The organism is Pantoea sp. Lu_F5_004, assembly GCF_051136245.1.
In the GTDB taxonomy this organism is placed as follows: Bacteria; Pseudomonadota; Gammaproteobacteria; order Enterobacterales; family Enterobacteriaceae; genus Pantoea; species Pantoea agglomerans.
Genome location: NZ_CP194947.1, coordinates 172291 through 186133, shown reverse-complemented (window position 1 = coordinate 186133; position 13843 = coordinate 172291). Strand labels below are relative to the sequence as shown.

General features: G+C 56.3%; 14 protein-coding genes and 1 pseudogene. 11 read left to right on the top strand and 4 right to left on the bottom strand.

Annotated features, from left to right (window positions below; genetic code table 11):
• The first annotated feature begins 72 nt into the window (after positions 1-72).
• The 9 genes and pseudogenes from nudI to ACR8BN_RS19810 all read left to right on the top strand — a co-directional run bounded on the left by nudI (position 73) and on the right by ACR8BN_RS19810 (position 10006).
• Positions 73-498 (top strand): annotated as a pseudogene (gene nudI, locus ACR8BN_RS19850) (nucleoside triphosphatase NudI).
• Between the two features lie 347 nt (positions 499-845).
• Positions 846-2480 (top strand): TIGR04028 family ABC transporter substrate-binding protein, encoded by a 1635-nt coding sequence (locus ACR8BN_RS19845; RefSeq protein WP_434747765.1) that lies wholly within the window; start codon positions 846-848, stop codon positions 2478-2480.
• Positions 2481-2492: 12 nt separating this feature from the next.
• The gene (locus ACR8BN_RS19840) at positions 2493-3434 is read left to right on the top strand and encodes an ABC transporter permease (protein WP_434747764.1); all 942 of its coding nucleotides are present in this window, start codon (positions 2493-2495) and stop codon (positions 3432-3434) included.
• A complete protein-coding gene (locus ACR8BN_RS19835; RefSeq protein ID WP_039389946.1) occupies positions 3431-4282 on the top strand; it encodes an ABC transporter permease in 852 nt (283 codons plus the stop codon). Before ACR8BN_RS19840 ends, ACR8BN_RS19835 begins: the two co-directional genes overlap by 4 nt.
• On the top strand, positions 4279-5898 hold the full coding sequence (locus tag ACR8BN_RS19830; RefSeq protein WP_434747763.1) for a dipeptide ABC transporter ATP-binding protein: 1620 nt from the start codon (positions 4279-4281) through the stop codon (positions 5896-5898). The genes ACR8BN_RS19835 and ACR8BN_RS19830 overlap by 4 nt, the downstream gene beginning before the upstream one ends.
• Entirely contained in the window at positions 5895-6902 is a 1008-nt protein-coding gene (locus ACR8BN_RS19825) for a putative FMN-dependent luciferase-like monooxygenase (protein ID WP_064702860.1), read from the top strand. Before ACR8BN_RS19830 ends, ACR8BN_RS19825 begins: the two co-directional genes overlap by 4 nt.
• Complete coding sequence (locus ACR8BN_RS19820; RefSeq protein ID WP_434747762.1) at positions 6899-7999, top strand: alkylhydroperoxidase domain protein; 1101 nt, start codon at positions 6899-6901, stop codon at positions 7997-7999. Before ACR8BN_RS19825 ends, ACR8BN_RS19820 begins: the two co-directional genes overlap by 4 nt.
• Before the next feature lie 2 nt (positions 8000-8001).
• Positions 8002-9141 (top strand): amidohydrolase, encoded by a 1140-nt coding sequence (locus ACR8BN_RS19815; RefSeq protein WP_115388303.1) that lies wholly within the window; start codon positions 8002-8004, stop codon positions 9139-9141.
• 19 nt (positions 9142-9160) lie between these two features.
• Positions 9161-10006 carry a VOC family protein gene (locus tag ACR8BN_RS19810; RefSeq protein ID WP_434747761.1) on the top strand — a complete coding sequence of 282 codons (846 nt, stop codon included), beginning with the start codon at positions 9161-9163 and terminating at the stop codon, positions 10004-10006.
• A 114-nt stretch (positions 10007-10120) separates the two neighbouring features.
• On the opposite strand, the gene ACR8BN_RS19805 is transcribed toward ACR8BN_RS19810, so the two are convergent.
• The 4 genes from ACR8BN_RS19805 to ACR8BN_RS19790 form a co-directional block, all read right to left on the bottom strand.
• A complete protein-coding gene (locus ACR8BN_RS19805; protein WP_031594344.1) occupies positions 10121-10531 on the bottom strand; it encodes a helix-turn-helix domain-containing protein in 411 nt (136 codons plus the stop codon).
• A gap of 19 nt (positions 10532-10550) precedes the next feature.
• Positions 10551-10952: an IS1 family transposase gene (locus ACR8BN_RS19800; RefSeq protein ID WP_418157176.1), complete on the bottom strand. Its 402-nt coding sequence runs from the start codon at positions 10950-10952 to the stop codon at positions 10551-10553.
• An 18-nt stretch (positions 10953-10970) separates the two neighbouring features.
• Positions 10971-11243: an IS1-like element transposase gene (locus ACR8BN_RS19795; protein ID WP_370513284.1), complete on the bottom strand. Its 273-nt coding sequence runs from the start codon at positions 11241-11243 to the stop codon at positions 10971-10973.
• A 350-nt stretch (positions 11244-11593) separates the two neighbouring features.
• Positions 11594-12109: a type VI secretion system amidase effector protein Tae4 gene (locus ACR8BN_RS19790; RefSeq protein ID WP_434747760.1), complete on the bottom strand. Its 516-nt coding sequence runs from the start codon at positions 12107-12109 to the stop codon at positions 11594-11596.
• A 486-nt stretch (positions 12110-12595) separates the two neighbouring features.
• On the opposite strand from ACR8BN_RS19790, the gene ACR8BN_RS19785 reads away from it, so the two are divergent.
• A complete protein-coding gene (locus ACR8BN_RS19785) occupies positions 12596-12823 on the top strand; it encodes a hypothetical protein (RefSeq protein ID WP_039389923.1) in 228 nt (75 codons plus the stop codon).
• Positions 12824-12984: 161 nt separating this feature from the next.
• Entirely contained in the window at positions 12985-13743 is a 759-nt protein-coding gene (locus tag ACR8BN_RS19780) for a contractile injection system protein, VgrG/Pvc8 family (protein ID WP_434747759.1), read from the top strand.
• Positions 13744-13843: the final 100 nt, after the last annotated feature.

The window sequence follows — 13843 nt, the reverse complement described above, 5'->3', positions numbered from 1 at the left end:
GACAAAACAACTATCGGCCTTCTGAACCGACCATTTCAGATCTGGAATTTTTAACATCAATAAGGAGAAGTAATGCGACAGAGAGTCATTGTGTGCCCAGTCATTCAAAATGAGGGTAAATATTTGCTATGCAAAATGGCATCTGACAGGGGTGTTTTTCCTGGACAGTGGGCTTTGCCAGGCGGCGGAATGGAGCCAGGTGAAACAATCGAAGAAGCATTAAAGCGGGAAATCAGGGAAGAATTAGGCGAGGCGCTCAAGATAACAAATATCACACCCTAGACGTTTCGGGATGATGTCAGAATCAAAACCTATTCTGATGGAATGACTGAAGAAATTTATATGATCTATCTTATCTTTGATTGTCTGAGCGCAAACCGAACAATAACCTTCAATGAAGAGTTTCAGGAGATTATCTGGGTAGAACCTGAGGCTTTAAAAAACATTGATCTGAATGAAGCCACCCGGATTACGTTTAGCCAAAAAGGACTTATCTGAATATGCATTGCAGGATCTACTTAAAAGTCTATCGATAACTTAAGTACGATTTTAGCTAAACGGGGCAGTGCTTATGCAACGGAAAACTTCAGCGTTTTCTGGCATGTCCATTGTTTCAACACTGCCTCATCTTACACTCTATTCATGGGCTCCCTGCTCTGGCAATGGATGCCGATTTACACTTTGAACGTTTATCTTAGGTCATCCCATTCAGACTAATATCAACCACCCAATCCCGCATTTATTTTTTTCAGATAAGCTTTGACCAAATCGTTACTTTATCTGTGTGTTGCGTCATTCGATGATGATTCCGCCTGCTGAGGCAATTGATAACAAAGGAATTCACCATGAAGACGTTATTTCCCCTTAAACCACGCGCGCAAACGCTGGTTTTTACTTTACTTGCCGGGACTCTGACCTTTAACGCGGTGGCTGCACCGGTCAAAGGCGGTACGCTGATTTATCTTGAACAGCAGGCACATACCAACCTCTATCCGCCTGCCGGCGGCTTTTACCCTAATGGCGGCATTCTCAATCAGATCACCGATAAATTAACCTGGCAGAATCCCGAAACGCTGCAGGTTGAACCCTGGATTGCGGAAAGCTGGACCACCAATGCCGACAAAACCGAATACACCTTTAAATTACGGCCTGGCGTGACTTTTTCCGATGGCACACCATTAGATGCGAACGCGGTGGCGAAAAACTTTGATACCTACGGGCTGGGAAATAAAGCGCTGCGCCTGCCGGTATCGGAAGTGATTAATAACTATGAACGCAGCGAAGTGATCGACCCGCTGACGGTGAAATTCTATTTCAAAAAACCCTCGCCCGGATTTTTACAGGGCACCGCCACCATTGGCTCTGGCCTGGTCTCGCTGAGTACACTGGCGCGCAGTTTCGATCAGCTGGGCGATGCCCGTCACATTATCGGCTCAGGCCCGTTTGTGGTCAGTGATGAGAAGCTCGGTCGGGAAGTGGATCTGGTGGCACGTAAAGATTATCAGTGGGGACCGAAAAACATTCAGCAGCAAGGTCCGGCCAATCTGGATGCGATAAAAGTGATCGTGACGCCGGAAGACAGCGTGCGCATCGGTGCACTGCTGGCGGGTCAGGCAGGACTGATCCGTCAGGTGCAGGCCTACGATGAGAAGCAGGCTAAAGATCAGAACTTCCCGGTTTATGCCGCACCGACCCGTGGCGTAAACGACAGCCTCAGCTTCCGTCCGGATAATCCGCTGGTCAGCGATATCCGGGTGCGTCAGGCGCTGCTGCACGCCACCAATGCGAAACAGGTGGTTGAGACGCTCTTCTCGCCGAACTATCCGCAGGCAACCTCGGTCGTGGCGACCACCGCCGCCGGCTACGTCAATCTGGCGGACAAACTCACTTTTGATCTGACGAAAGCGAAGGCATTGCTGGACCAGGCGGGCTGGCAACCCGGTGCCGATGGCATCCGTGAAAAAGCAGGCCAGCGACTGGCGCTAACCGTCTATGAATCGCTGCCGCAACCGCAAAACAAAGAGGTGCTGCAACTGGTGGCACAACAGTGGCGCCAGGCGGGCGTCGCCCTCAGCGTTAAAGCGGGCGATGCCGGCAGCAAAACGCTGGATAACCTCGATCCCCTTAAGACCCCGCTGAACGTCACCGAAGTCGGCCGTGCCGATCCCGACGTGATCAAAAGCAGTTTCTACCCGGCTAACCGCGACAACCTGCTGCAGAAAGGCGGCTCCAGCGACAAAGTGAAAAACTTCCGCGATGACAAACTTAACCAGCTGCTGGTTGCGATTTCCGCTGAAGTTGACCCGGCAAAACGGTTACAGCTGACCGGTGACGTTCAGCGCTACCTGCTGGACCAGGCCTATGTGATTCCGATCTTCGAAGAGCCGCAGGTCTATGCCGGTGCGCCCTGGCTGAAAGGGGTCAGTTTTGAAGCGGTAGGCCGTCCGACGCTCTATGGCGCCTGGCTGGAAAAACAGTAACCGGAGGTGAGGATGCGTCATTATCTGCTGCAACGCGCTGGCCTGAGTGTATTGGTCCTGTGGGCCGCGTTTACCCTGTCGTTTGTGCTGCTACAGGTGCTGCCTGGCGATGCGGTCCTGATCAAGTTTCAGAATCCGGATCTCGGCCTGAGTCCGCAGCAGATTGCTGAGATGCGTCAGGCCTATGGCGCGGACAGCCCGCTGTGGCAGCAATATCTGCACACACTGGCGGCGATGCTGCACGGCGACTTCGGCTATTCGGTGCAGGCGGGCGTGCCGGTCAGTGAACTGCTGACCAGCAATCTGCCTGGCACACTGCGACTGGCCCTGTGCGGCTTTTTGCTGGCGACACTGCTGGCATTCGTGCTGGCGACACTGTCGCGGCTGCCTGCCCTGCGCGGCCTGCGTAATCTGCTGCAGTCACTGCCCGCGCTGTTTATCTCAGTGCCGACCTTCTGGCTCGGCATAGCCCTGATTCAGCTTTTCTCATTCCAGTTGCGCTGGATCCCGGTAATCAATCCCTCACCGTGGCAGGGACTGATTCTGCCCATCATTACGGTCGCCGTTCCGATCTCAGCGCCACTGGCACAGATTCTGTTGCGCAGCATCGATGAGGTTGCAACCCGGCCATTTGTGGCGGTGGCGCGCGCCAAAGGGGCCAGCGAGCACTCTGTGCTGTGGCGGCACATCCTGCGCAACGCCATGCTGCCGGTGCTCACTGTGGCGGGCCTGCTGCTGGGAGAACTGATTGCCGGTGCGCTGATTACCGAAACGGTGTTTGGCCTGGGCGGTCTGGGACAGCTGACGCAGCAGGCGGTGAACAATCAGGATGTGGCGGTGTTGCAGGCGGTGGTGATGATCTCCGCACTGGGTTTTGTGGTGATCAACCAGCTGGTGGATCTGCTGATGCCGCTGTTTGACCCGCGCTTACAGCTGTTACGAGGTGCAACATGAGTCTGGTTGATTACGCTGCCGCGCGGCAACCCGTGGCGGCAAAGAGGCGCACTTTACAGTTCTCGCCGGGCCTGTGGCTCGCCGTTTCAGTCATGCTGCTGGTTGTACTGGCAGCACTTTTCCCGACCCTTTTTACCCAGGTCAGCCCGATTGAAGGAATCGCGGGTGCACAGCGACTCGCTCCACAGGCCGGACACTGGCTCGGCACCGATCAGCTCGGCCGCGATCTCTTTGCCCGCATCGTTTACGGCGCGTCCCATTCGCTCTCCGCCGCCGTCATGGCGGTGGCGATCGGACTGCTGGCAGGTACCGCGCTGGGTCTGGTGGCAGGGGCTATCGGTGGCAAAACTGAATCAATTGTGATGCGCGCAGTGGATGTGCTGCTGGCGATTCCGGCGCTGCTGCTCTCTCTGAGCGTGCTGATTTTACTCGGTTTCGGCACCCTGAATGCCGCATTAGCAGTGGGCATTGCCTCCATCGCCAGCTTCGCCCGACTGGCACGCGCCGAAGTGGTGCGCATCCGTCACAGTGAGTATGTCGAAGCGGCTTACGGCAGCGGCGGCCGCTTTTTCAGCGTGTTGTGGCGTCACATTCTTCCCAATGCGCTGACGCCGGTGATCGCCTATGCCGCCCTGCAATTTGGTCAGGCGATTCTGGCGCTGTCGACTCTGAGTTTCCTCGGCTACGGCACCCCGCCGCCAGTGCCGGAATGGGGTTTGTTAATCGCTGAAGGGCGTAATTATCTGGCTACCGCCTGGTGGCTGACCACTTTTCCTGGTGTGGTGGTGGTCGCTGTGGTGCTCGCAGCCAACCGCATCAGCCAGCAACTTTCAGGAGGACGCCGATGAGCGCTCAACCGTTACTCGTGGTCAACAATCTGACGCTAAGCTATCGCAGCGGCAACCGTTGGCAGCCGGTGGTACATAACGTCAGCTTCGAGCTGAACGCCGGGGAGATGGTGGCGCTGGTCGGGGAGTCCGGCTCCGGTAAAACCACCACCGCACAGGCGATAATGGGTCTGATGGCGGAAAATGGCCGCCGCGAAGGGGGCGAGATTCTGCTCAACGGCGTGGATATCAGTCAGTGGTCGCAAAAGCGCTTCGATACGCTGCGCGGTGCGCGCATCAGTCTGGTACCGCAGGATCCCGGTAATTCCCTGAACCCGGTGAAAACGGTCGGCGAACAGGTGGAAGAGATCCTGCGACTGCACCTGAAATTACCGTCAGCGCAGCGCCAGCAGCGGGTGATTGACCTGCTGACGCGCGTCGGCCTCAGCCATCCGGAACAGCGGGTTAAGCAGTATCCGCATCAGCTGTCGGGCGGCATGAAGCAGCGGGTATTGATCGCCATTGCCCTCGCCCTGCAGCCGGAGATCATCATTGCGGATGAGCCGACCAGCGCGCTGGATGTCACGGTGCAAAAGCGCATTCTCGATCTGCTGGACAACCTGCGGCAGGAATCCCGCACCGCCGTGCTGTTTGTCACCCACGACCTGGCGCTGGCGGCGCAACGCGCAGATCGTATTATCGTGTTTCGTCACGGCGAGATTCAGGAATCGGGCCGCACTGAACAGGTTATCAGCGCGCCTGCTCATCCTTATACCCGTCAGTTACTGAATGATGCGGCACCGCAACGACCCGCCAGAGTTAAATCTGCAACCGCCCGTTTTTCTGCCCCCGCCATCCGGGCAACCGGCGTGATGAAAAGCTTTTCGCTGGGCAAACAGCAGCGTCTGCAGGCACTGAACCAGGTCAGCTTTCAGGTGGCGCGCGGCACCACGCATGCCCTGGTAGGCGAATCCGGCTCCGGCAAAACCACGCTGGCGCGCATCGTTATGGGTTTTGAAACCGCCGACAGCGGCGAGGTGACGCTGGATGGCATCGTGGTCAACGGATTACGCGGCGAGGCGCTGCGTCAGCTGCGGCGGAAGATCCAGTTTGTCTATCAGAACCCATTTGCCTCGCTCGATCCGCGTCAGACGCTGTATGCAATTATCGAAGAGCCACTGCGTAATTTTGAGCGGCTGAGCCGCAGTCAGCGCCGTGAGCGCGTGGAAGCGATAACCACGCGGGTGGCGCTGCCGCTCTCACTGCTGTCACGTCATCCTCACGAACTCTCCGGCGGTCAGCGGCAGCGTGTGGCTCTTGCGCGGGCGCTAATCTGCAAGCCGGAAATTCTGGTACTGGATGAGGCGACCTCGGCGCTGGATGTCACGGTGCAGGCGCAAATCCTCGACCTGTTGCAGCAGCTCCAGGCCGAATTGGGTCTGACCTATCTGTTTATCACGCACGACCTGGCAACGGTGCGGCAGATTGCCGACAGCGTCACGGTGTTACAAGCGGGCGAAGTCGCAGAGCAAGGTGACGTTGTCACGATTTTCAGTTCGCCACAGCATCCTTATACCCGGGAATTAATGGCTGCCATTCCTCCGCTTATTCCCTTAACCCACAAGGAGTCAGCATGAGCCGACGTCTCGGATTTTTTACCCGGCTGCTGGATAAGGTGCCGGCGAAACAGCGCTATCAGCTGGCCACCGAACAGATTCAGCATGCCGAACGCTGCGGATTTGATAATGCGTGGATTGCTCAGCACCATTTTCATCAGGATGAGGGGGGTCTGCCGTCGCCGCTGCTCTTCCTGGCGCATGTCGCCGCGCAGACCCGCACCATCCGGCTCGGCACCGCCATCATCACCCTGCCAATGGAAAATGCGCTGCGGGTGGCTGAAGATGCCGCAGTACTGGATCTGCTGGCAGATGGGCGGCTGGAGATCGGGCTGGGCTCCGGTGGCACGCCGGATTCGTTTTTGCCGTTTGGTCTGACCTTTGCCGAGCGCGGTGCCGCTTTTGCCGACCATCTGCATACGCTGCTCAGCGCCTGGCGCGGGGATTCACTGGGGCATCCTGATAATCATCTCTATCCCGCCGCGCCGCAGCTTGCCGGACGGGTGTGGATCGCCACCTTCTCGGTTGAGGGCGCAATCCGTGCCGCTAAGGGCGGCCATGGCCTGATGCTGTCCCGCACCCAGCCGCGCCCGGCGGGCCAGCCTGAGCTACCGCTGGATGCATTGCAGAATCCGCTGATCGATGCCTATCTTGCGGCACTTCCTGCGGGAACCCCTCCGCGCATCCTCGCCTCCCGTACCGCATTCGTGGCCGATTCTGACCGCTATGCCCGTCAGGTAGCTGAACCGGGAATTCGTCAGCAGGCTGCGCAGTATCGTGGTGAATTACGCGGTGAACGCTTTGATGACCTGCTGGCGCAGTTTGATGCCCATGTTGGCGGCATCGATCAGGTGCAGCACTCGCTGGCGCAGGACAGCGCACTGGCGCGCGTCACCGACATCTCATTTCAGGTGCATTCGGTTGAGCCTTCGCATGCCGACACGCTGCGCTCGATTGAACTGATTGCCCAACATCTTGCGCCCGCGCTTCGTGCCGCTGGCGAACCTCACAGGAGAATTTCATGAATCAACCTGACGATTTGATCGCCACACTGGCAGATATCGATCCTGATTCCGAACTGGCCCATGCGCGCCAGACACGTCACGCCGCCACACAACATGCTCAGGGTAGCTACACCCTGTTGTTTAGCCAGGGTGATGAGGATTTTCCGCTGGCGGAGCGACGTCTGCTGGCCGCACAGGTTGCCGGCTGGCATGCACAACCCGGCCTGCAGGCGCACTACCAGCCACAGGAGAGTCTGGCCGGGAGTAATCGGATCAACGCGGCACAGGCTTTTGCCCATCGCCTGACCTTTGAGCCGGTTACTGCTGCTCCCGCGCATCTGGAGGCTTTGAAACAGGCGGGCTGGAGCCTGCGCGGCATTGTCACAATGGCACAGCTGGTGGCGTTTGTCAGTTTTCAGAGCCGGTTGCTGGCGGGTCTGCGCAGCTTACAGGGCGATGAGGCACCGGATGAGGTTGCCCCGGTAGTCGCCGGTCACTGGCACGAGGCCTTACATACCGCCAGCGGCAAAACTGCCCTGACCGCGTTTACGCAACAGGAACTCGGCTGGGAGCCCTGGCTGCCGGCAAAACCGCTGACGGAATTCAGCAAGGAAGAGCAGGCGACACTGGCAAAATTCGGTCACACCGACTCCGACTATTTTCGCCTGCTGGCGCGCAATCTGCCGTTGCTGGAGCAGCGTACCCTGACCGATAAAGGCATTTTTTATACCGCAGGAGGGCTGCCACGCGCTGAGCGCGAACTGGCTGCCACCGTGGTAAGTAAGGTCAACGGTTGCATTTACTGCGCCTCAGTCCATGCGCGTAAAGCCAGCCAGCTCTCAAAGCAGGATGAAGCGGTACAGAAGCTGCTGAACGTCGCACCCGGCGCGGTGTTATCTCACGGACACGCCGCGCGCTGGCAGGCGATCATCGCATTCTCAGCAGCGCTGTCGCTGACCCCTGCCCAGCCGACACAGTCGCAGCTCTCTGCACTGCGTGAACAGGGTCTGGATACGCTCGCCCTGCTCGATCTGATTCAATCAACCGCCTTTTTTGCCTGGGCTAATCGCCTGATGCTGACGCTGGGCGAACCTTTTCTGCCGGAAAAACAGGGATAATCATGACTTTGCCTTTAACCGACCAACTGGTGCAGTGGCGTCGCGAACTGCATCAGCATCCGGAACTTTCGAATCATGAATTTGCCACCACGGAACGTATTACCCGCTGGCTGGAGCAGGCTGGAATCCGGCTGTTGCCGCTGGGGCTGAAAACTGGCGTCGTGGCAGAAATCGGTCATGGCGAACCCCTGATCGCCCTGCGCGCGGATATTGATGCGTTACCGATTGAAGAAACCACCGAACGCCCGTGGCGCTCACAGCAGCCGGGCGTGATGCACGCCTGTGGTCACGACGTTCACAGCGCCGTGATGCTCGGCGTGGCTTTGCAGCTGAAACAGCAGGAAGACAAGCTGCCAGGCCGGGTACGGATTCTGTTCCAGCCCGCTGAAGAGACCTTTAATGGCGCACGTCAGCTGATTGATGCCGGTGCGCTGGAAGGCGTTCAGGCGATATTCGGCCTGCATAATGCGCCCGACCTGCCGCTGGGCACGCTGCGCAGTCGGGCGGGTGCGTTTTATGCCAACGTAGACCGCTTTGTGATCCGCATTGAGGGCAAAGGCGCCCATGCCGCGCGACCGCAGGAGGGCATCGATTCGATTGTAATTGCCAGCCATATCGTAACGGCTCTGCAGACCCTGCCGAGCCGGGTGTTCAGCTCGCTGGAAACGGTGGTGCTGAGCGTGACGCGCTTTACCGCCGGTAATACATGGAACGTGCTGCCGCAAAGCGTTGAACTGGAGGGCACCGTGCGCACCCACAACGGCGAAATCCGGGCGCAGATCCCGCACCGCATGCGATCCCTGATTCAGGGTATTGCCGCCGGGTTTGGTGCGACCGCCGAACTGGAGTGGACTGAAGGACCGCCGGCCCTGATTAACACGCCAGGCTGGGTGGATGTTGCTCTGGACGTTGCCCAACAGAGTGGCTATCTCGCGGAGCACGCTGAGTCGCCGCAGATGGGCGGAGAAGATTTTGCCTTCTATCTGCAGCAGGTGCCGGGGGCGTTTGTCAGCATCGGCAGTGCCAGCGAATTTGGTCTGCATCACGCCGCCTTCGATCCTGATGAAGCGTTGATTGGCCCGGCGGTTGACTACTTCACGCAGCTGGTGCCGCGCGCGTTGCAGATTGTGGCGGCGCAATGACAAAAAAAGGAGTGCTGCTATGTCAGTTCAGGTTCCACAACCGATTCTCGATCATGCGGTGATTAACGTAGCCGACCAGCTCGACAGCGCCAGCGCGCGCTTCCGAAGGCTCGGCTTTCAGCTCACTGAACGGGGTCATCACTCGCTGGGATCGAGTAATCACCTGGCTATTTTTGGTGAGAATTACCTGGAACTGCTGGGCTATGAGACGGGCAAAGGGAGCCAGCGCGCCGATCTCTGGCAGACGCCGCTGGGATTGAGCGGTCTGGTGTGGAAAAGCAGCGATGCAGAGAGTGAATTTCAGCATCTGCAACGGCAGGATCTGGATGGCGATCCGCCAGCGGCTTTTCATCGACCGGTCACCCTGCCCGACGGTTCGGTGAGTGAAGCGCGCTTTCGGACCGTGCGGATTCGCCCTTCACTGGTACCCAATGGCCGCAGCTTTTTTTGCCAGCATCTGACGCCCGAAGCGGTATGGCAGCCGGCATGGCAGCGTCACCCCAATGGCGTGCGTAATATCAGTGAGTTTGTGATTGTCGCGCAGGATCCGGCGCTTTCAGCCCTGGTCTATAGCCGCCTGTTTGGGGCCGCTAAGGTGCTCGCCTGTCCCGAAGGGGCCTTTGTTCTGCGCGCGGGTGCTGCCACGGTTCGTTTTGCTTCGGCAGACTATGCGCAGCAGCGGTTTGGCCCACTGCCGGAAGACTATGATGGCAGCGCCCGGATGGTCGCGCTGGGTTTTGAGACGGAGGATCTCGCCCTGGTGAAACGCGCGCTGGTGACGGGTGACATTGCCTTTCAGGAGCAGCCCGAGGCGATTGTGGTGGAGTCGGCAGAAGGTTTTAACCTGGCACTGCGTTTTACCTGAGTACAGATTCAGGAGGTGATGAAAAACGCCTCGGTTGAGGCGTTTCTTCAGAGCACGGACCGATAAAATATAAAGACTTATCGAATCTTAATAGTCCATCGCAGCACGCTTAAATCAAAAAAACAGAGATGGCGACAGGCCAAACCGGGCGCATAATGCCCGGATATGCGACACAGTCAACTGACGTTCGCCGCTGAGGATTCGGCTAACCAGCGATTTTTTACCGATCTCATTTTCGAAGTCGCTCAGGCTAAGATTGTGTTGCTCAATAAGCACGCGCAGAATGCCGGGGCCTGTGCTGATTTCACTTTGACGTGCATTAAATTCGGCCAGCTCCGGATCTTTATCTTCATAGTGAGCAATGCGCGCGCAAAGCAGGTCAACCAGCGGATTATCCGGCTCATGTTCAATCAGATATTCGACCAGTTCCAGTGCTTCTTCATAATCCTGGCGCTGACTGCTGCCAGCCAGCAGCGGCACCGCTTCAGCGAGCTCATTTGACAGCCTGATAGCTTCAGTATTCATTCGGTGGTGATGCCTCCAATTAGAAGAACATGTATTTTTCGATGAATGCCCCGATGACTTTTTCATGAAGCTCAACAGAGCGTGAAAAGCAGATCGTTTTGCGGGCCAACCGTTTGATCCGTGTTCTCAGCGTCAGGTTATTGCGCTCAATGCGCTGAGTAAAAATCTTGCCGGTCAGGTGCTTCTCTTTCGGAAGCTCTCTGGCATAGCTCCCCCAGTCATCTGTGGTCAGCATTCCGATGTTAAAGGGCGTGAGCAGTGCCGGCAATTCACGACAGGTTTCATAGGTACGTGGACCAAAAGTGTAGGACAGCACGCCACCCGTTTTTGTGTTGTACGCGTACCAGAGCCAGTGCTGGCGGGCTTTGGCCGACAAAGCTCCATTGCTCATCGAGTTCACAGATAAGCGCCACATCAGCATGGACTACCGGAGATGATGTTACTCGTCGTGGCGAGAGTTTTTTAAAGTCCGGATAACGGTGTTGATGCCGACCTTCAGTGTCCTGGCGGTATCGCGAACCCCGGCTCCGTTGAAAGCCATTACGGTGATCTGCTCTTTAACCCCGGGCTTGCGGGCTTCATAAGCATAAGTGAGCTGAAAGACGCGGTGGCACTCACAGCAACGAAACCGGGCATGTCCTTTCGGGTTCTGCCCATGACGATAAACCTGAGCAGACTGACAACGGGGACAATGAACGGCAACGCTGGCCATGAATAAGCCTCAAAAGCGAGAATTATACATTACATTCAACCAATTAGAGGCATCACCTAATTAAAAGGGCCACTCAAAGTGGCTCTTTTTTTTAAAAAACGCGCATGAAGGCATTCTGCACTATGATTGACGAGGCTTAATCAGTTTATTGGCAAAGTACCAGCCTGAAAACGCCCCCAGAACAGCCAGAACTAATGCTCCGATAAGGAAGATCGCGAAGTTTTGAGACATCTGATCCTCGCCATATATGGTGCCAACAAAAACACGACTGATTAGCGGCATTAGCAAGTACATTAACCCAGCGCCACAGACAGCCCCAAACAAAGTAAACAGCGTGATCTTTAGAAGCCTCATATCACCTTCCAAAACCAGATTTCCTTAGCATTAGCAAAACTCGACCATAATCCATCGACGTTCAGTCCCCACTGGATACGGAGATAACTGAGTTTTGTTGTCAGCCGGTCCCCATTCCATAAATCAATATGGTCACCACTGCGGTTAAGAAAACTTTCATTTCCCCGTCGCCAGTAGTCCTTAAAGAAGATAATCCCACGCTGATTTTTAAGCACCTCCTCAAAGTTATCAGCGCTGACCTTCACCATTGGAAAAACGCCTGGTATGCGAGCGTTTTTTAAGGCGTTTGCTAGCTCTTCAGCGCGTAGTATGTGGTCTTCGCTTTTAGGATGTAGCCAGCAAAACTGCACTCGTAACTTAGTAACGTCATAACCACATCGAGCCAGCGCCGTGCCTATGCGTATTGCACATTGATCGTCAAAAGCTTTATGTCCGTCCTTGCGACGACACGGATTTTCATCACCCTTTACCTCCGGGTGAGCATTCCATAATTCTGAAAAATGGATACTCATTTGCAGTCCCTTACAGTAGAAAATTGTCACTATAAGCATAAAAAACCAGCAACGCCAGATACGTTAAAATTGCTTCACAATTTTACGCAATTCTGAAAGTAAATTTTCCCCTATAGTTATCACGTTCCGCCAGCGCTGGCACGGCTTTGACACGTATGAAAGTTGCACGATTTCGCGCATAAACTGCGTGCAGGTGTGGTGGGGGACACGCGCCCGCTACGCAGCATGGTGAGACCACCCCACCCCGCCCGGCCAGCCTGCCGCGCTGGCTGTGCCATGTACGGCCTATTTCTCCGCAGGAATTCGCAGCACCCTGTCAAAACCAAGTGCCCTTAGAACGCGTTATAGTGCGTTGTTATCTCTGGCAAGTATTGGGATTATGGCGAGATGGGATTTGGTAAAGATTCAGAGGGTAACGGGCATAAAAAACCGGCCGCAATGGGCCGGTCAGCAGGTGCATGATTGCGTCAGGTGTTATGCAGGGTTATGGCGACGCTCGAATGCATAGGAATGAATACCATCACGTCCCAGTACGGTCTCAGCCTCGTTCCAATCCCGGCAGTCAAAGCCCTGCGTATCAAACCAGCGAAGCAGGCCCGCGTGAGTAAAATACCAGATGTGCTCATCCTTTCTGAAATGGCGCGACCGCAACAGATGAGCGGCATTGTGAAAAATGGGAATAGAAACAAACAGCCATTTTTCAGCACGGAATAATAGCAGCCTCGGGATCGTCGATGTATTCCAGCGCGTCCCAGAATGACAGCGCCGCCCATGTTCCAGTATAAAGGTCAGCCCAGCTGCCGCGCCGGGGAACGGAGATCCGGGTCGTCATTGGCTGGCAGAATGGCGGGCTGGTCGAAAAAGGTAAGTTTGTTTTGGATGAGGTCGCCCACAATGGCCCGCCTGACCGCCTCAGCATTACGGCCAAAAGCGCGGATTTTCGCGATGACATCAACGTTAAGCGCGAATACAACTGGCATAACTGCACGGTAAGCTATGTCGTGTCCGCCATTGCTGGCCGGTATAACCTGACACCGGCCATCAGCACCGAGCTGGCAAATCTGGAAATCGAACACGCCGATCAGACCCAGGAATCAGACATCAGTTTTTTAACCCGCATGGCTGAAATGCTCGGGGCCTCCACCACGATAAAAAACGGCATGCTGCTGTTTTTCACGCCCGGTACTGGCAGAACGGTAAGCGGGCGCGTTCTTCCCTCCGTCATGATTACCCGCGCCAGCGGCGACAGCCACAGCTTCCGGGTTGCAGACCGTGACGTCTATACCGGCGTTGAAGCGTACTGGCTGGATCTCAATTTCGGGAAGAAGCGAAAAACCCGGGTGCGCGGGCAGAGGAAGAACACTGCCCCAAAATCCAGCAGCCGTGAAGGCCATTATCTGAACGGTGCCGAAGGCAATGTATATGTGATGCGCCAGACCTTTAAAACAGAGCTTGCCGCAAAGCGAGTAGCCGTCGCTAAATGGCAGTCACTGAAACGGGTGCGGCAGAATTCAGCATGCAGCTGGCGCGCGGCCGTGCAGAACTTTACCCGGAGCTGCACGCGATCATGTACGGCTTCAAGACAGACACTGATGAGGGTGACTAGACCATCACAAAGGCCACGCAAACCGTGACACGGCAGGGATTTTACACGGCACTGGAATTTGAAGTCAGGCTGACGGACTGGACGGTCACGGCGACAGAGGAATAATTGAGCAATGCCGAAGCATAACG